General features: G+C 45.0%; 13 protein-coding genes and 5 tRNA genes. 2 read left to right on the top strand and 16 right to left on the bottom strand.

Annotation, left to right across the window (positions count from 1 at the left end):
* Positions 1-66 precede the first annotated feature (66 nt).
* The 15 genes from HMPREF9625_RS07645 to HMPREF9625_RS07575 all read right to left on the bottom strand — a co-directional run bounded on the left by HMPREF9625_RS07645 (position 67) and on the right by HMPREF9625_RS07575 (position 11,899).
* Positions 67-146: transfer RNA gene (locus tag HMPREF9625_RS07645), tRNA-Leu, on the bottom strand.
* Positions 147-164: 18 nt separating this feature from the next.
* A tRNA-Lys gene (locus HMPREF9625_RS07640) sits at positions 165-237 on the bottom strand.
* Between the two features lie 4 nt (positions 238-241).
* Positions 242-313 (bottom strand) — tRNA-Gln (locus tag HMPREF9625_RS07635).
* A 72-nt stretch (positions 314-385) separates the two neighbouring features.
* A tRNA-His gene (locus tag HMPREF9625_RS07630) sits at positions 386-459 on the bottom strand.
* A gap of 87 nt (positions 460-546) precedes the next feature.
* Positions 547-620: transfer RNA gene (locus tag HMPREF9625_RS07625), tRNA-Arg, on the bottom strand.
* Positions 621-738: 118 nt separating this feature from the next.
* Positions 739-1,935, bottom strand: a complete 1,197-nt coding sequence (gene rdgB, locus HMPREF9625_RS07620) for an RdgB/HAM1 family non-canonical purine NTP pyrophosphatase (RefSeq protein ID WP_009534119.1) — start codon at positions 1,933-1,935, stop codon at positions 739-741.
* A 9-nt stretch (positions 1,936-1,944) separates the two neighbouring features.
* Complete coding sequence (locus tag HMPREF9625_RS07615) at positions 1,945-3,099, bottom strand: THUMP domain-containing class I SAM-dependent RNA methyltransferase (RefSeq protein WP_009534118.1); 1,155 nt, start codon at positions 3,097-3,099, stop codon at positions 1,945-1,947.
* 73 nt (positions 3,100-3,172) lie between these two features.
* Positions 3,173-3,769, bottom strand: coding sequence for a DUF1700 domain-containing protein (locus HMPREF9625_RS07610; RefSeq protein WP_009534117.1), 597 nt, complete (start codon positions 3,767-3,769; stop codon positions 3,173-3,175).
* Positions 3,762-5,567: an aspartate--tRNA ligase gene (gene aspS / locus HMPREF9625_RS07605; RefSeq protein ID WP_009534116.1), complete on the bottom strand. Its 1,806-nt coding sequence runs from the start codon at positions 5,565-5,567 to the stop codon at positions 3,762-3,764. Before aspS ends, HMPREF9625_RS07610 begins: the two co-directional genes overlap by 8 nt.
* A 177-nt stretch (positions 5,568-5,744) precedes the next feature.
* A complete protein-coding gene (gene hisS, locus HMPREF9625_RS07600; RefSeq protein WP_009538263.1) occupies positions 5,745-7,085 on the bottom strand; it encodes a histidine--tRNA ligase in 1,341 nt (446 codons plus the stop codon).
* An 18-nt stretch (positions 7,086-7,103) separates the two neighbouring features.
* Positions 7,104-8,381: a diaminopimelate decarboxylase gene (locus tag HMPREF9625_RS07595; protein ID WP_009534114.1), complete on the bottom strand. Its 1,278-nt coding sequence runs from the start codon at positions 8,379-8,381 to the stop codon at positions 7,104-7,106.
* A gap of 156 nt (positions 8,382-8,537) precedes the next feature.
* Positions 8,538-9,971 (bottom strand): pyruvate kinase, encoded by a 1,434-nt coding sequence (gene pyk / locus HMPREF9625_RS07590; RefSeq protein WP_009534113.1) that lies wholly within the window; start codon positions 9,969-9,971, stop codon positions 8,538-8,540.
* A gap of 112 nt (positions 9,972-10,083) precedes the next feature.
* Positions 10,084-10,740: a DUF1751 domain-containing protein gene (locus HMPREF9625_RS07585; RefSeq protein WP_009534112.1), complete on the bottom strand. Its 657-nt coding sequence runs from the start codon at positions 10,738-10,740 to the stop codon at positions 10,084-10,086.
* Positions 10,741-10,958: 218 nt separating this feature from the next.
* On the bottom strand, positions 10,959-11,354 hold the full coding sequence (locus HMPREF9625_RS07580) for a helix-turn-helix domain-containing protein (protein WP_009534111.1): 396 nt from the start codon (positions 11,352-11,354) through the stop codon (positions 10,959-10,961).
* Between the two features lie 167 nt (positions 11,355-11,521).
* Entirely contained in the window at positions 11,522-11,899 is a 378-nt protein-coding gene (locus HMPREF9625_RS07575) for a hypothetical protein (protein ID WP_009534110.1), read from the bottom strand.
* A 291-nt stretch (positions 11,900-12,190) separates the two neighbouring features.
* Here HMPREF9625_RS07575 and HMPREF9625_RS07570 point away from each other — a divergent pair, with 291 nt between their 5' ends.
* Together HMPREF9625_RS07570 and deoC are read left to right on the top strand one after the other, a co-directional pair.
* Positions 12,191-16,576 (top strand): 2-hydroxyacyl-CoA dehydratase, encoded by a 4,386-nt coding sequence (locus HMPREF9625_RS07570; protein WP_051019841.1) that lies wholly within the window; start codon positions 12,191-12,193, stop codon positions 16,574-16,576.
* 381 nt (positions 16,577-16,957) lie between these two features.
* Positions 16,958-17,593 (top strand): deoxyribose-phosphate aldolase, encoded by a 636-nt coding sequence (gene deoC / locus HMPREF9625_RS07565; protein ID WP_009534108.1) that lies wholly within the window; start codon positions 16,958-16,960, stop codon positions 17,591-17,593.
* A gap of 254 nt (positions 17,594-17,847) precedes the next feature.
* On the opposite strand, the gene dapF is transcribed toward deoC, so the two are convergent.
* On the bottom strand, positions 17,848-18,675 hold the full coding sequence (gene dapF / locus HMPREF9625_RS07560; RefSeq protein ID WP_009534107.1) for a diaminopimelate epimerase: 828 nt from the start codon (positions 18,673-18,675) through the stop codon (positions 17,848-17,850).
* Positions 18,676-18,711: the final 36 nt, after the last annotated feature.

Here is an 18,711-nt window from a genome sequence, read left to right as displayed (position 1 = left end):
AAAAATAGCGAGTATACTCGAATTGAGTTGTACTCGTTACAGATTTCCATCTCTATTTTCTTATACTGCGGATGACAGGACTTGAACCTGCACGGTCGCCCACCAGAACCTAAATCTGGCGCGTCTGCCAATTCCGCCACATCCGCATACCTTTAAAAAAGGAATGAGACACGCGGGAATCGAACCCGCGACAACTTGATTAAAAGTCAAGTGCTCTACCGACTGAGCTAGTGTCTCATAACAGGGCCAGTTGGATTCGAACCAACGACTGCAGGCGTCAAAGGCCTGTGCCTTACCGCTTGGCGATGGCCCTAGGTCAAACGAGTTGACGCTCCGCGTCGCCCGTAGGAAAGCGAGAACGAGAAATATCTCCCTACATAAAAAGGGTGGCCACCGGGAGTCGAACCCGGGACCTCCAGAACCACAATCTGGCGCGATAACCAACTACGCTATGGCCACCATGCTATTCTCGCAAACAAGCTGTTACTCTAAAGCAAAAGACTCGTTTTGAACAAGATGCCACACGTAGTCGTGCACACTTGTTAATGATCCAGAAGGGATTCGAACCCCCGACCCACGGCTTAGAAGGCCGTTGCTCTATCCAGCTGAGCTACTGAATCAAGGTCACATCAGATGCGACTCGTTTATAGTAGCGAATTTCATTTTGTTTGTCAAGAATTTTTATCTAAAAAGATAGGCAAAAATATTTCTGCAAAAAGAAGTTCGCTTTCGCTTACCTTATATATACTTCGCTTCTGTACGAAGATTTCCCTTCTTATCCAGGTAGAACATCGCATAGCTCGGCTTTCTGTTCTCCTGTCTGGGGAAGTTTATGGAGCCGGGATTGATACAGAGCACCCCATTTACCATCCGACTAAAGGGTCTATGTGTATGTCCGAAAAGAGCCATACTGCAATTTCTTGCTCTTGCTTCATCCGCTAAGCCTTGTAAGTCAAATCCCACCCCGTAAAGATGCCCATGGGTCAGGAAAAGCCTCTCTTTTCCCAATCTCATTTCAATTTCCTTGGGTAAGTAAGCAAAGAAATCATTATTTCCCTGCACAAAGTAGCTTTCACAGCCCTTTGGAAGATGGGTCCGAATTGCATCCTCAGATCCTTCGCTATCACCCAAATGAATAAAATAGGAAATATCCGGATTCTCTTCCAAGAGCTGATAAATATTATCCAGCTTTCTATGATTATCGGAAACCACAAGTATTTTTTTCTCTCCTTTAAAATCACTTGCCGAATGTTCTTCTTTTTTCCGTTCAGCAGAATTTTTTGATTTCGATTTTTTCTCCTCTGCTGTCTTTTTAGACTTGGCTATCTCTTCTTTCAGGATGCGTTCCATCTTGCGGAGTGCCTTTCCTCTATGAGATACCTTGTTCTTCTCTTCTTCAGAAAGCTCTGCCGCAGTTTTGCCGCATTCCGGAATAAAAAAGATCGGATCATAGCCAAAACCCGCCTCACCTCTTATTTCCTTCGCGATTTCCCCCTCACAGCGAGCTTCCGTTTTTAAAGATCTGCCGTCGGAAAGAACCGCAACAATGGCACAGGTAAAATAAGCATAACGGCTTTTGCTGGAAGCTTCCTTCATCATTTCAAGAATTCGCTTGTTTTTCTCAGGGTAAGGTGTGTTTTCCCCTAAAAAGCGCGCGGAATAAATCCCCGGGCCAAAGGAAAGTGCCTCAATAGACAGACCGGAATCATCTGCCATAATGATGTCTCCATCCTGCAAAAGTTCCTTCTTTTTCAGTCTTACATATAAGTCATAGGCCTTTATTTCGGCATTTTCCAAAAAGGAGCTGCCGTCTTCCACGGCATCCTCCCATTCTCCTATTTCTTTTTTACTTATGATTTCTCCGGGAAACTCCCGCAGTATCTCTCGAATTTCCCGTAATTTATCTTCATTATGCGTTGCAAATATAATTCGCATCTCACGCTCCTATTTACCTTTATACTGGTAAAAATATGTCTTCATCATTCCGTTGTAGATTTTTCTATTCTTATCCGCCTTACCGAGGTACTTTTCCGCCTGTTCATAGGCCGTAATCAGGCAAAGCTGCCACTCGGAAAGTCCTTCGAAAGCCTCTCTTAGCTCCGTATAGAGCAGGGGAAGATTTCGCTTGTCCTCGATTCTCTCTCCATAGGGCGGATTCGTAAGAATATAGCCATGCTTCTTGCTATGGGACATTTTCGCCACTTCCCTTTCCTGAAAATGGATAATGTTTGCAACGCCCGCTCTTTCCGCATTCTCTCTACATACGGGAATCATCGCGGGATCAATGTCATAGCCTTGGATATCCACCATTTTTCCAAATCTGTTTTCCTTTGTTTCCAGTAGATGTCGGTCAATGTTGTCTTCCGCTTCTTCCAGCGCGCTGTACCATTCTTTCTTCGGGATGAGATTCACCCATTCCTCCGCCGTGAAGCTTCGTTCCATCCCCGGTGCAATATTTGCCGCAATCATGGCAGCCTCAATCGGAAAGGTTCCTGCACCGCACATCGGGTCCACGAGAGGGGCATCGTCTCTCCACTTACTGAGGAGAATGAGGGCTGCGGCAAGTGTTTCTTTAATGGGCGCCTTTCCCATTTTCAAACGATATCCTCTCTTATGAAGAGACTCTCCGCTAGTATCCAGGCAGACCAAAACTTCATCCTTATAGAGCGAAACACGGAAGGGATACTTTGCTCCGTGCTCCGAAAAAGTACTCTGATGATAAACCGAGGAAAGCCTGTCTACCATTGCTTTCTTCATCACCGCCTGAATATCTCTCGGAGAAAAGAGCTTGGACTTTACGGAGCTGGCCTTTGTTACCCAAAAGGAGGCATCGACAGGAAGGTAGTCCTCTAGGGGAAGCGCCATTGTTCCTTGAAATAAATCCTCATAGCTTTCCGCATGAAAGGAGCCGACTTTCAAAAGTACCCTTTCTCCGGTGCGCAGGAAAATATTGGCCCGCACGATAGCTTCCGCATCCCCGATAAATTGTACCTTCCCATCGCTCACGGAAGAAACCTCATAGCCGAGGTCGTGAATTTCTTTTTTGCAAATAGACTCCAAGCCGAAGTGGCAGGGCACAATCAATTCAAATCTTTGCATTTTTCTCCTTTATTGCTTCACACCGACAAAACCTGCCGGGCAAAAACATTTTTTCCATGAATTGAAGAGAGCTTTATCGATTGAATATTCCGGAAAGCAACCATAATATCACGGCAATACTGAGAACGGGAAAAAGCACAGGGGCAAGGAAGGATAGAATCCCTACGAACACCAAGGCCACCAGTACCAAAAGTGCAATCACAACAATGGCAAAAAGTAGACATCCGGCACTGCTTACCGGGACATAAGGTCTGTAGCCGCGGTTTTCCCCGCTATTTCCATAAGTACCATTACCGCTTCCGCTCGAACTACTCTCTCGTCTTTCGTAACGAGGGCTTTCCGCTCTATCATAAGAAGCTCTTTCCTCCGAAGATGTTCCCTTGTACTTAAGGTCTTCTTCATCGGAAGCATAATTAATGTCCTTCTCCTCATAACGGAAGGGTGTGGTTCTTGCCACACGGTCCCCTCCTGCCTCTGCCGCTTCAATAATACTTCGCGCTAAAAGGTTCGGAGCGGAGAGCTCGGCTACTACCTCCTCCTCTCTTCTTCCTTTAGCTATTTCCGTGTTAATGTAGTCGCTATAAAAACGGAGCTGTTCCTCTATTACTTCTCCTGAAACGGAGTTTGTGAGTTCTCCTTTTAAGGCCTGTAAAAATTCGTTTTTATTCACTCTTTTCTTCCTCGGCTATCACAGCAATATTCAAATCCAGAAGCTGCTGCGGGTCAAATACTTCTGCAGGGGCATCCATCATGGCATCCGATCCGTCTTTCCCCTTCGGGAAGGCAATCACATCACGAATCGTTTCCGCACCGACCATCCACATCGCCAATCTGTCCAAGCCGTAGGCAAGACCTGCGTGTGGAGGAACTCCGTAGCGGAAAGCCTGCATTAAGAATCCAAACTGCTCATTCGCTCTCTCCGGTGTAAAACCAAGCTTCTCGAGCATCTTCTCCTGCACATCACTCTGATGAATACGCACGGACCCGCCTCCAAGCTCTGTTCCGTTTAAAACAATGTCATAAGCCTTGGCGCGAACACGGGAAAGGTCAGTATCTAAATAGTGCAAGTCTTCTTCCATCGGCATGGTGAAGGGATGGTGCATAGCCTGATAGCGTCCCAGCTCCTCGGAATACTCGAACATCGGGAACTCCGTAATCCAAAGGAACTTCCACTGTGTCTTATCGATTAAGTCGAGTTCCTTTCCAAGCGCAAGCCTCAGTGCTCCCAAAGAATCCCAAACCACATTTCTCTTTAAGTCGGAAACGAGGAGAAGAATGTCTCCCTTTTCCAGTCCCGATACTTCCACAAGTCTCTTTGCATCTTCTTCCGAAAGAAACTTTGCAAAAGAGGACTTTACCGTACCGTCCTCATTTAAACCGTACCAGGCAAGCCCCTTTGCATGATAGCCCTTAACCAGCTCCACATAGGAATCGAGCTTCTTTCTCGGCATCTCCGCCTGTCCTTTAACTAACAGTCCTTTCACGGTTCCGCCTGCTTTTGCACAGTCGGAAAACACGGAAAATCCGCAGTCCCTTACGGCATCCGTAAGTTCAATAAGAGGCATGTCAAAGCGAAGATCCGGTTTGTCAGATCCGTAGTGATTCATCGCATAGTCCCAGGTCATCCTCTGTAAGGGAAGGGCAATATCCACATTGCAAACTTCCTTAAAGACATACTTTAACAGACGCTCATTTACGGTAAGAACATCCTCGATATCCACGAAAGAAAGCTCCATATCCACCTGGGTGAACTCCGGCTGTCTGTCCGCTCTTAAATCCTCATCTCTATAGCATCTTGCGAGCTGAAAATAACGGTCCATACCGGAAACCATAAGAAGCTGCTTTAAAAGCTGCGGAGACTGGGGAAGCGCATAGAAAGCGCCTCTATGGAGTCTCGACGGCACAAGGAAGTCTCTTGCTCCCTCCGGTGTGGACTTAATGAGTGTCGGAGTTTCAATCTCCAAAAATCCTTCCTCGGAAAGAAAATGACGAATCAACTGGGAAAGTCTGGCACGCGTCATGATTTTCTTCGCAAGATCCGGTCTTCTTAAGTCCAGATAACGATACTTTAAGCGAAGATCCTCTTTTGTCTTGGAATCCGCCTCAATCGGGAAGGGAGGGGTCTCCGCTTCGGCAAGGATACGAAGGCTTTTTGCCACAAGCTCAATGGAGCCGGTAGAAAGTGCCGCATTACTGTCTTTGCCGCGGCTTCTCACTTCTCCTTCTACGGCAATGACATACTCCTGCTTTAACTCGCTTGCCTTCTGAAAGACCTCGGTACCGCATTCCTGCTCTTCAAAAAGAATCTGCAGAATACCGGAACGGTCACGAAGGTCTGTAAAAATAAGACCGCCCTTATTTCTGGACTTCTGTACCCAGCCCATCATGCAAACCGTTTTTCCGATATAGCTTTCTCCCAGCTCGGCACATCTGGCCGTTCTATGTAAACCCTTCATTGACTCTGCCATAATTTCCCTCTTTTCTTTTCCGTTTTATATTGTCTTTTTATTCTAAAATTCTATTTTATTCTTTTGTCAATAATAAAGTAGCGCTTGCTTATCTTTGGCTTTTTCTTAAGCTAAGCACTTGCTTATCGTGCACAGTTCTTTCACTCTCTATTTACTGAAGGAATTTGTAATGCAGCTTTAGTCTCCGTAGATTTCTACAAATTCCTTATAGCCTTCCACACTGAGCTTTTCCTTTTGGAACTTCTTATTCTTATTCATCTGCGTAAGAAGCACGGTTTCTCCCTTGGCTCTTCTTTCCATAACTTCGGAAAGACAGACGGAAAGCTTCTCTTCGGAAACTTTCTTCTCTACCAAATAAGCAATCTTTCCTTCCGACTGCTCCTCCTCTTCTCCCTCCAAAAGGATGCCGATGATTCTTTCAAAACCTATGGAAAATCCTACTGCAGGAGTATCCACACCGATAAACTTTCCTACCATCTTATCATATCGCCCTCCACCTCCGATAGAGCCGGAGAACAGGGTGGAACACACTTCGAAGATGGGGCCCGTGTAGTATCCCATTCCGCGAACCAAAGTGGGATCAAAGCGAAGGGGGATAGAACCCTTTCCACTCTCCTCCACCATTTTCATAATCCGATACAGATTCTTTCCGACCTCTTCGTGAAGATGCGCGCCGAGCTTTTCCTGCAATTTCAGAATATCTTCCTTATCGCCCTTCACGAGATTTAAGCAGTCCTCATATCGGGAAATCTGCTCCTCCGTGTAGGAAAGGGAAAGCAATTCCTCGCGAACGCCCTCTCTTCCGATTTTATCCTCTTTATCTAGAACGATGGAAATCTCCGAAAAATCCTTCTCCGGAAAGCCCGCATAGCTCTGCATGGCCTTTAAGATAGCGCGGTCATTTAATACGATATAAAAGGGATACTTTTCTCCGAAACCGATTTCCTGTAAGACAGTCCCCATAGCAAGAAGCAGATCAATCTCTGAAAGATAGCTTGCGTCCCCGAAAATATCGATGTCACACTGCCAAAACTCTCGAAAGCGTCCCTTCTGCGGACGATCCGCACGGAAAACCGGTCCGATTTGTAAAGCCTTAAAGGGGGAAGGAAGATTCCCTTGATTTTCCGCATAAAAACGGGAAAGCGGAAGGGTTAGGTCATAGCGCAGTCCGGAATCGGAAAGATTCTCAAAATCGCCTTTTTCCAAAGCCTCTTTCAGCTTCTCTCCTCTTTTTTCCACCTTGAAAATGAGCTTCTCATTATCTCCTCCCTGCTTACTGAGGAGATTGGAAAGATGCTCCACAATGGGAGTCTCAATCTCGGTAAAACCAAAGCCCCCGTACACCCTTCGAATTGTGGATAATACCCTTTGTCTCACTGCCATTTCTCTCGGTAAAATGTCCTTCATGCCGGTAACGGCCTTTTTCTTTAATGCCATACTGCCTCTCTTTACTTTTTCAATATCACTTTTATTAACCGAATAACATGCATAAAGCCACAGCATTTCTTCTGAAAACAAATTGCAATCTTCCGGATTCTATTTCCTGCTTTGTAAATACTTGCTCAGTCCTTCGTCAATATCCAAGGTGGCAAAGTAATCCGTATCCCTCTCTGCCCGGCGAATCATCTTCACGCTTCCATCCCTTTGCAGGAGAAGCTCGGAAGACCAAAGTTTTCCGTTATAGTTGTAGCCCATAGCAAAGCCGTGTGCCCCGGTATCATGAATAAAGAGCAGGTCTCCCTTTTCCAGCTTCGGAAGCTCCCTTTCTTTCGCAAACTTATCATTGTTTTCACAAAGAGAACCGACAACGTCGTAAACTTCCTTCTCCTTCGCATCTTCCTTTCCAAGAACCGTAATATGATGATATGCATTGTACATAGCCGGGCGCATAAGATTCGCTGCGCAGGCATCCACTCCTGCATAATGCCGATAGGTATTCTTAAAATGAATAACCTTCGTAATCAATGCCCCGTGCGGCCCTAAAACATAGCGCCCCAGCTCCGAGCAAAGACGAATATGACCGAGTCCATTCTTTACAAGGATTTCCTCATAAACCTCTCTCACCTTTTCTCCGATCAGGAAAATGTCGGTCGCCTCCTGCTCCGGACGGTAAGGAATTCCCACGCCGCCGGAAAGGTTCACAAATTCGAGAGCAATACCGCATTCTTCCTTGATTTTCACAACCAAGGAAAATAGCTGTCTTGCAAGCTCCGGATAATAGCCATTGCTAATGGTATTGGATGCAAGGAAAGCATGAATACCGAAATGCTCTACCCCTCTCTCCTTTAAAATACGGTAGCCTTCCAAAATCTGTGCCTCAGTCATCCCGTATTTAGCTTCCTCGGGATTGTCCATAATGGTGTTTCCGATGCTGAAATAACCGCCCGGATTAAAGCGAAGACTCATGGTCTTTGGAAGAGTGGTAAGAATCTCCGTTACTTCATCAATATTTGTAAAATCATCAAGATTGATGATTCCGCCTAAGCGATTCGCAAATCCATACTCTTCATCCGGTGTATCATTGGAAGAAAACATGATTTCCGATCCGGAGAAACCGCAAGCCTCTGCAAGACTGAGTTCCGCTGCGGAAGAGCAATCCACCCCGCAGCCCTCTTCCTTCAGTATCCTAAGAATAGCCGGATTCGGTGTGGCCTTAATCGCAAAATACTCTCTGTAGCCTTCATTCCAAGAAAAGGCCTTATAGAGATTTCTAACCGTCTCCCGAATTCCCTCCTCATCGTAAAGATAGAAGGGAGTCGGATAATTTTCTGCAATTTCCTTTGCTTTCCGATAATCCACAAATGCTTTCTTCATTTCTTCTCCTTCGATTTTATCACCTTATAAACCCACTCTACAGTTTTTAAAAATATTAAAAAAAGTCCACTCTATCTTAAACAAGCCAGAGGGACTTTTCAAGTAAAATCCTAGTCTACTTCAATAACAATTCCTAATCCACTTCTATCACAAATCTTAATCTACTTCGATAACACGCATGATGTTTGTGCCGGTCGGAGCCTGTTTTCTCTGTAAACGAGACAAAACGCCTGCCGTAATGACGCAGATATCCTTACTTTTCACCAATTTCCGGTCCTTTAACTCCTCAATGGAGCTTTCAAAAAGCTCATCCGTGGTCTCCGCCCTTCTTGCCCAAATAGGAGTCACACCCCAGAACAGCATCATCTGTCTCGTCACAACCTGACTCGGAGAAAGTGCATAGATCGGAGTAATCGGACGGTACTTCGAAATCATGGATGCCGTAATCCCGGAAAGAGTGGATGCCACAATCGCTGCCGCCTTCAGTTCGGAAGCCGTTGTTACGGAAGCCGCACACATGGCATTTCCGATGCTCTCGTAAACAGTCTTCTCCACCATTCTGGTCTTGAACTGCTTATAGTCCAAGAACTGCTCCGTATACTCCACAATAGAAGCCATGGTCTTTGCCGCTTCCACCGGATATTTTCCGTTTGCGGATTCTCCGGAAAGCATCACTGCATCCGTTCCGTTATACACTGCATTCGCCACATCGGTCACCTCCGCCCTTGTCGGACGGGGATTTCTAATCATGGAATCCAGCATCTGTGTTGCAGTAATAACCAGTTTTCCATGATAATTACACTTATGAATGATTTCCTTCTGCAACTGCGGAATCCGCTTTGCCTCGATTTCCACACCGAGGTCTCCTCTTGCCAGCATAATTCCGTCGGAAGCCTCTATAATCGCATCAATATTGTCAAGTGCTTCCTGAGACTCAATCTTGGAGATAATCTTCATTTGAGAACCGGCTTCATCAATAATGGCCCGAATCTGTCTTACCGCATCTGCGGAACGAATGAAGGAAGCCGCCACAAAGTCAAAGTCCTCCGTGATACCGAACTTGATGTCCTCAATATCCTTGTCGGTAATGGACGGAAGCTGAATGGGCACACCGGGTACATTCACACCCTTTCTCTCTCCAAGCTCTCCTCCATTTGTTACCTTACATAAAATCTCTACACCCTTTACAGTTTCTACCTCTAAACCAATAAGACCGTCATCAATCAAAATAACATTACCGGGTTTTACATCCTCATGAAGCTTATCATAATTGATGAAAATCTTATCCTTTGTACCGACAACTTCTTCCGTAGTCAGGATAATCTTCTCTCCCTCTACTAGGGTAATCTTCTGTCCGCCCTCTAAAAGGCCTGTTCTGATTTCCGGTCCCTTGGTGTCAAGAAGCGCTGCAATCGGTCTTCCCACTTCTTTTCTCGCCTTTCGAAGAAGCTCCAATCTTCCAAGGTGCTCCTCATGGTCTCCGTGAGAAAAATTAAAGCGGGCAACATCCATAATCTCCGCCAAAGTCTTCATTAACTCATAATCATTCTCATTCGGTCCCATTGTGCATACCATTTTTGTTCTTCTCATATTCATCTCCTTAAATCATCTAAACTCTGTATTAAACCATATAAAACATCGTCCCAAAAAATCTATCGAATTAACTATCACAAGTACCCTTACTCTTATGAAGTGCTCATTCTTACCTGTAATTTCTGATATTGAAAATGTTCTTTCTCTTCCCCTGGTTCATCAGGATGAAAAACAGGAGAACATTCGCAAAAGACAAAACAATCGACAGCTTTCCACCCAAACTCGGGCTCACCACTAATAAGTAGAGATACAGTAAAGTCTCCAAAACTGCCAGATATTTTGCCTTAATCGGAATAAAGAAATAGAGGTAAAATACCGTATCCGGCAGAGTCAACGCATAAGCTAGGAATATACTGAAGCCCATATAGGTGGGATTCAACTGAAGAGAAACTCCCGTTACAAGGTAAATGAGGATTCCTGCCACATTGTAAAGAAGCACACCGGAGAAAAAGAAGAAATTATAACGAAAATTCCCCCAAAGGTACTCCAAGGTCCTTCCTATACTATAGTAAACCATGATTCCGATAACTGCCCAGAAAATAGAGCCGAAGCCAGTTGACGCGGGATAAAAAATAAGGAAGGTCAAAATCCTCCAAATATGCCCGTGGAGAATCGCTTCCGGATCCAAATCAAGATAGTAATAGTAAAACTCCGGTGCGGAAATCTGAATCATAAAGCCCAAAGCATACATCACACAGATATATTTCATTAAATTTGGAACAGCAAAACGTCCCAGCTTTCTTTCCAATCGTTCTAAAATGCTCATTTTCCACCTTTCTTAATATCCGACTATTAAGATAAAATCACAGTGTATTTTCTTGCAAACACGCTGAAAGTATACTTGTACTCTCCTTGTTTTTCAAGAGTTGCCCCGGGGTTTTTATTCTTGTTTAAGGATTTTTTATTCTGTTTTCGACATAAAAAAGACCGCCGATACATTTCAAAACTATCGGCGGTCCGCATTTCCCTATTCCGTTTCAAACTTTAGTCTTTGGATCTAAGTTGGTAAATCCCCATAGAAGTAAGACCGATGCCAAGCATGGTAAAAGCGGATTTCCGGTCAAGTTCGCCCAATATAGAAATTACAACAACAGCAATACCCATTGCCGTAGGTAATGCTTTTAAGATGATATTGATCAAGAAAGAAGCACCCTTGTGTCCGGTTTCGGGAATGGACTTCGCGTTCATCAGTTCTTCGACGGATATACCAAGCATTTCAGCCAGCTTAGGGATCGTTGCCGTGTCCGGGAAAGCAAGATTTCGTTCCCATTTGGAAACAGCTTTATCGGTTATATTTAGTCTATCCGCCAAGTCTTTTTGGGTCATTCCTTTTTCTTTTCTTAGTGTACTGATCATATCACCCATCGATTGATTATTCATAGCCTAATCTCCTTTTTTAATTAATTCTTGCCTATATTATAGCTATGTTCTGAAAAAGAGGGAACCGAAGCGTGGTAGAGTTTAGTAAACCGGAGGTTTACAGAGAATTATTTACACCTACTAAGGTGAGAAGAGAAGACTTTAAATAAAATGAGGAAATAACCATGTTATTTTTGATCATTCTTAATTAACGAGATAATATACCGTACGCAAAATCGTTCAATAAGTGTGCAAATACCCAGTAAAATGACTATGATAATACCAGTTCGCCAATCTCTCGAAAAAAAGAACGCAGACATTCCGGCAATAAAACCACTATTTACAATACCGTATCCATTCCAATTCTCTGCATAGCCATAGAAAAAATCGAGACCTTTCATAATCTCAAATACAGTCAAAGCTACACTAATGAGACATAACCCAACACCAACCGCAAGTCCTAATATCTGGGGGAACGAAGGTGATGTTGCCATTCTGAAAACTATACAAGCACAGCCAACCACTAATACATATAAAGTCATCTTATAATCAATTGAAAATCTCATAAATTCTCTCCTCCTTCTGGAAATCTTCAATAACTTTCTATGTGGATTTGCTGAGCTGTATATCCCTATTTTAATGCTTAGTCTTTGGATCTAAGTTGGTAAATCCCCATAGATTGACGTTCATAGCGTAATATCCTTTTTTAGCGGTAATGTAGCTCAAGTAAACTTTTATTCTTTTTTTAGAAAGCCTTTCTTGTTGCTCCCCCCTATCTGTGCTAGAGTTACAAACTGTTGGTTATTAAAATTATACAGTATTTGTTAAGACTTAGAAAGTATATATTGGGTGTATTTATGACAGAAACTTACAGACTGGGCATTGACATCGGTTCTACTACCGTAAAGGTAGCTATCCTTGATCAGGATAATCATCTTATTTTTTCAGACTATCGCAGGCATTTCGCCAATATCCAAGAAACCTTAGCAGATCTTTTAGAAGAAGCCAGAGAGGCACATGGTGAGCTCTCTTGTCGTATTGTTGTGACCGGTTCCGGCGGTTTAACCCTCGCAAAGCACATGGGACAGCCCTTCTGTCAGGAAGTGGTTGCCGTGGCGGCGGCCTTAAAGGAAAACTATCCCATGACGGATGTTGCCATTGAGCTTGGCGGAGAAGATGCAAAAATTATTTATTTTAAGGGCGGAATCGACCAGAGAATGAACGGCATCTGTGCCGGCGGTACAGGTTCTTTTATCGACCAGATGGCATCTCTTCTCGATACCGATGCAGCCGGCTTAAATGAGCTCGCAAAGAACTACCAGATGATTTATCCTATCGCAGCGCGTTGCGGTGTTTTTGCGAAGACCGACATTCAGCCTTTGATTAACGAGGGTGCGGCTCGTGAAGACCTTGCCGCTTCCATTTTCCAGGCAGTATGCAACCAGACCATTTCCGGTTTGGCACAAGGAAAGCCCATCCGCGGTCATGTTGCCTTCCTCGGCGGTCCGCTTCACTTCATGCCTGAGCTTCGGAACAGCTTTATCCGCACCTTAAAGCTCACAGACGAGGAAATTATCAATCCGGAAAATTCCCACCTCTACGCAGCTATGGGATCCGCCTTGAATGCAGAGGAAAAAAATGCGCCTATCCGCCTCTCCGAAATGATTCCCCGCCTTCGAGCAGGAATTCAGATGGATAGTGAGATTAAAAGAATGCACTCTCTCTTCTCTTCCGAAGAGGAATATGCGGAATTTGTAAAAAGGCACGAAAAAGCAAAGGTTAAGAGAAGAGATTTAAAGGATTATCATGGAAAAGCCTTCTTCGGAATCGATGCAGGCTCTACCACTACAAAGCTCGCTTTAATCTCCGAAGACGGAGAACTGCTCTATACCTTTTATTCCGGAAATGAGGGTTCTCCCATTAAGACAGCCATGAGAGCGGTAGCCGAGATTAAGGAACAGCTTCCCCCCGATGCGGAAATTGCTTACTCCTGCTCCACCGGTTATGGAGAAGCTCTTCTTAAGTCCGCCTTTCAGCTGGATGAGGGTGAGGTAGAGACCATTGCCCACTACTATGCGGCTTCGTTCTTTGAGCCCGATGTGGACTGTATCCTGGACATCGGCGGACAGGACATGAAGTGCATTCATATTAAGGACGGCACGGTAGACAATGTGCAGTTAAATGAGGCCTGCTCCTCCGGATGCGGTTCTTTCTTAGAGACCTTTGCCAAGTCCTTAAGCTATTCCGTAGAAGACTTTGCCAAAGAGGCACTCTTTGCGGAAAATCCGACAGACCTCGGATCCCGCTGTACCGTTTTCATGAATTCCAATGTAAAGCAGGCCCAAAAGGAAGGTGCTACCGTTGCCGACATTTCCTCCGGTCTTGCTTACTCCGTGATTAAGAATGCCTTATATAAGGTCATTAAGGTGACCAATCCCAAGGACCTCGGAAAGCATATCGTGGTACAGGGCGGAACCTTCTACAATAATGCCGTGCTTCGTGCCTTGGAGGAAACCCTCGGGCAGGATGTAATCCGTCCGGATATTGCCGGTATCATGGGGGCCTTCGGTGCCGCTCTTATTGCAAGAGAGCGTTACTATATCGAAACGGAAAAGCTGGAAGACGAGATTCTTGCCGGTGAAGAAGATAAGGCTCTTCTTGATGCGGCAGGCTACAAAAAAACTTCCATGCTTCCTTTGGATGAAATCTTAGACTTACAGTATGAGAACACCATGAGTCGCTGCGGGCTTTGCAGTAACAAGTGTGTGCTGACAATAAACGATTTCGGTCACGGCAGAAAGTTTATCTCCGGAAACCGCTGTGAACGCGGTGCGGGACTTCCGAAAGCAAAGTCCGAAATTCCAAATCTCTTTAAGTATAAGGTAAAGAGAATCTTCGGTTATGAGCCGCTTTCTCCGGAAGAAGCCAAAAGAGGCGAGGTCGGCATTCCGAGAGTATTAAACATGTACGAAAATTATCCCTTCTGGGCCATTTTCTTTAAGGAACTCGGCTTCCGTACAGTGCTCTCCCCCTCTTCCAACAAGAAGATTTACGAAATGGGTATCGAGTCCATTCCCTCCGAGTCCGAGTGTTATCCCGCAAAGCTTGTTCACGGACATATCGAGTGGCTGATTAACAAGGGACAGAAGTTCATTTTCTATCCCTGTATTCCTTATGAAAGAAACGAAACTCCAAGTGCGGGCAATCACTACAACTGCCCCATGGTGACTTCCTATGCGGAGAATATTAAGAATAATGTGGAAAACCTTGAGGAAAAGAGCATTTTCTTTATGAAGCCCTTCCTCGCCTTTACCAATGAGAAGATTCTAACAGATCAGCTGACCAAGGTTTTTGTTCACCCGAAGCAGATTAAAGATTCCGTGAAACCTGCCGGAGACTGGACGATGGAGAAAATCGGCGAACAGTTTAAGGAATGGAATTTTACGGAAAAGGAAATCCGAAATGCCGCTCACCTTGCTTGGGAAGAGCTTCTTCAATCGAGAAGAGATATAGAGGAAAAGGGAGAAGAAACCCTACTATGGATGGAGCAGACCGGGCACAGAGGGATTGTCCTTGCCGGTCGTCCTTATCACGCCGATCCGGAAATTCACCACGGTATCCCGGAGCTGATTAGCTCCTACAATTTTGCCGTGCTGACAGAAGATTCCATTTCCCACCTTGCGGAAGTGGAGCGTCCGATTATTGTAACCGACCAGTGGATGTATCACTCCCGTCTTTACCGCGCGGCAGCCTTTACGAAAACACAGGAAAATCTGGACTTTATCCAGTTAAACTCCTTCGGCTGCGGCTTGGACGCCGTAACAGTGGATCAGGCAAAAGACATCTTGAACGGCTCCGATAAGATTTTCACCGTATTAAAGATTGACGAGGTCAATAACCTCGGTGCCGCAAGAATCCGTATCCGTTCTCTCCTCGCCGCTATCCGCGTGCGTTCCGAGAAGAAATACAGAAGAAAGATTCGTTCCGAGCAATATAAGAGAACCCTCTTTACCAAGGATATGAAGGAAGAAGGCTACACCATCCTTTGTCCGCAGATGTCTCCGCTGCACTTCGAGCTTATTGAGCCGGCAATTCGTGCGGAGGGCTACAATCTTGTGGTGCTGGATAACGATAACCGCTCCGCTATCGACACGGGACTGCAGTATGTAAACAACGATTCCTGCTACCCTTCCATCATTGTGGTAGGACAGGTTATGGAAGCGCTTCTTTCCGGAAAATATGACTTAAATAAGACTGCTGTCATCATGTCGCAAACCGGAGGCGGTTGCCGTGCCTCAAACTATATCGGCTTTATTCGTAGAGCCTTGGATAAGGCGGAAATGGGACAAATCCCCGTTATTTCCTTAAATGCCAACGGCATGGAATCCACTCCGGGCTTTAAAATGACGATTCCGCTTCTTACAAGAGCTTTGCAAGGTGTAGTTTACGGAGACCTCTTTATGCGTCTTCTCTATGCCACAAGACCTTATGAATTGCAGGCCGGTGCCGCGGAAGCGGTACATCAGAAATGGAAGAAAATCTGTCAGGAAAGCCTTTCCAAGAAGAGCATCCCGCTCTTCGAGTTTGGTAAAAATGTAAAGGGCATTATCCGTGACTTTGACAATATTCCGCTCTCCTCGGAAGAAAAGCCGAAGGTTGGAATCGTAGGAGAAATCCTTGTAAAATTCTCTCCGCTTGCCAACAACCATATTGTGGAGCTTCTGGAAAAAGAGGGGGCTGAAGCCGTGATGCCGGATCTTATGGACTTCCTACTCTACTGCTTCTATAACCAGAACTTTAAGCACGAGAACTTAGGGGCTTCCTGGAAGGGAAAAACCCTTTGCAATATTGCAATCAGCTTACTGGAGTCTTTCCGAAAGACGGCGAAGAAGGAATTACAGAAATCCAAGCACTTTACCGCACCAAGCGATATCCGAGAGCTTGCTTCCCTTGCCAGAGAATATGTCTCTCTCGGAAACCAGACCGGAGAAGGTTGGTTCTTAACCGGAGAAATGCTTGAACTTTTGTCTGAAGGGGTAGATAATATCGTATGTACCCAGCCTTTCGGATGTCTCCCGAACCACATTGTCGGAAAGGGTGTCATCAAAGAGCTGAAGCGGCATAATCCCACAGCGAACATCATTGCCGTGGACTATGATGCCGGCGCATCGGAAGTAAACCAGTTAAATCGAATCAAGTTAATGCTGACCGTAGCCCAAAACAAGATACGGGATAAGGCCTAAGGACGAACTTTCCATCAGGAAAGTCGTCCTGTACAAGACCAAGGCCTGCAGGGACTTGCTTTGCGGAGCAAAGTGAGCGGTGGACTACAAGTCCACGCTCAGTCAACGAAGTGAAAAGGACGAACCTTCCATCAGGAAAGTCGTCCTCATTCAATTGAATATAGTTAAATTCTCCCGATATTGACTCTTCCAAAGGCGCTCTCGCTCGGTTACGACGCAGCGGTACTAAGCATCTTTCTTCGCTTTGCTCGAAAGCTGCAAGTGCCGGCGTCTCCACACGCTTTGTCTGAGTTAATATCGGGAGAATTTTTCTTTAGGAAATATTGCTTTCATTTTTACTGCATTTTGTTAAAACAAAAGTATCATTTATAAGGAGGAGCTATGGATATTGCAAAAAAAATTGACCACACGATGTTAAAGGCGGAGGCAGGGAAAGACAGTATTCTCCGCTACTGCGAGGAAGCAAAGGCAAATCATTTTGCTTCGGTTTGCGTTAACACTTCTTATGTTCCGCTCGTTGCGAAGGCTCTTTCCGGCTCCGGTGTAAAGACCTGCTGTGTGGTGGGCTTTCCTTTGGGAGCGATGTCTACAAAGGCAAAGGCTTTTGAAGCAAAACAGGCTGTAGCGGACGGTGCCGACGAAGTGGATATGGTTATTCAGATTGGAGCCTTGAAGGACAAGGACTATGACTATGTAAGAGAAGATATCAAAGCTGTGGTAGAAGCTTCCAAGCCGGCTATCGTAAAGGTTATTATCGAAACCTGCCTCCTTACAAAAGAAGAAATCAAAAAAGCCTCCGCGCTTTCCGAAGAAGCCGGTGCAGACTTTGTAAAAACCTCTACCGGATTTTCTACAGGAGGAGCCACTGTGGAAGATGTGAAGCTCATGAAAGAATCCGTTTCAGATAAGATGCAGATTAAGGCAAGCGGTGGAATCAGAAGCAGGGAGTTTGCGGAAGAACTTCTCGCTGCCGGTGCGGACAGACTGGGAGTCGGAAACGGACTGCTTCTGCTCTAAGCTTGAAATATGTATGAAATTTAATTCAAGCGAGACTCTTACATAGAAAAAGGGCGTTAGCAGAAAAGGGGCTGTAAAAAAATCAAAGATACCATTTTTATACTGTGGAGGTCCGTTGCAGGGTAATCTGAGCCCGTGGGTACTTGCGAAAAACAAATGAAATGCTGTTTTTCGCTTAGTATCCCCTACGTGGCGAGGTTAGCGAGAGCGTGCCCTGCAACGGACCTTCACAGTATAAAGAAGTTTTGATTTTATTATTCCTCCCAAATTCCGCTAAAAACCTCTCTCGCTTCTCCGGTCATAAAGGCGTGTTTACTTTCTTTATCGTAGAAAATCTTGAGCTCACCGCCTAAAAGGTGCACAAGTACCTCTTCATCCAGTTTTCCTAAGAGATTTCCCGCAACAACCGCGGCAGTCGCTCCCGTTCCGCAGGCAAATGTTTCTCCTGAACCTCTTTCATAAACCCGGAAATTGATTTCCTTTCTATTCTTTATCTCAATAAACTCGCTGTTTACTCTGTTCGGAAAGCGGGAATGGGTTTCAAAGTCCTTTCCGTAGCGTGCAAAATCAATTTCATAAATACTCTCACCCAACACGGCATTATCCTCTAAGAAATAGACTGCATGCGGATTTCCGACATCGATTCCCACAAAGGATAATTTAAAATCAGCAATCTCAATCATCTCCGGTAAAGTACTATCCAACTTTACCTCGCCCATATCGACAGTTGCCTTAAAGAGCTTCCCGTCTTTTACTTCATAACGGATTTCTTTTACTCCGGACTTTGTTTCTATTTTCATCATAGGAATATCCGGTTTCACCATACCATGGTCATAAATATACTTTGCTGTGCAGCGAATACCGTTGCCACACATGGCTCCCTCGGAACCGTCCGCATTGAACATATGCATAAAGGCATCCGCTTTATCACTCGGCTCAATCAGGATAATGCCATCTCCTCCGACACCAAAATGACGGTCGGACATTTTCATTGCCAGCTCTTCCGGATTCTCTACCTTCTCTTTAAAACAATTGATGTAAATATAGTCGTTTCCTGCACCTTCCATCTTGGTAAATTGCATATCCTCTCCTTCTTTTTATATCCAGTCTACTCTAAG

The sequence above is a fragment of the Oribacterium parvum ACB1 genome (assembly GCF_000238055.2).
Taxonomy (GTDB): Bacteria; Bacillota; Clostridia; order Lachnospirales; family Lachnospiraceae; genus Oribacterium; species Oribacterium parvum.
The sequence above is the reverse complement of the archived record's forward strand: the minus strand, read 5'-3'. Positions and strand labels throughout refer to the sequence as shown.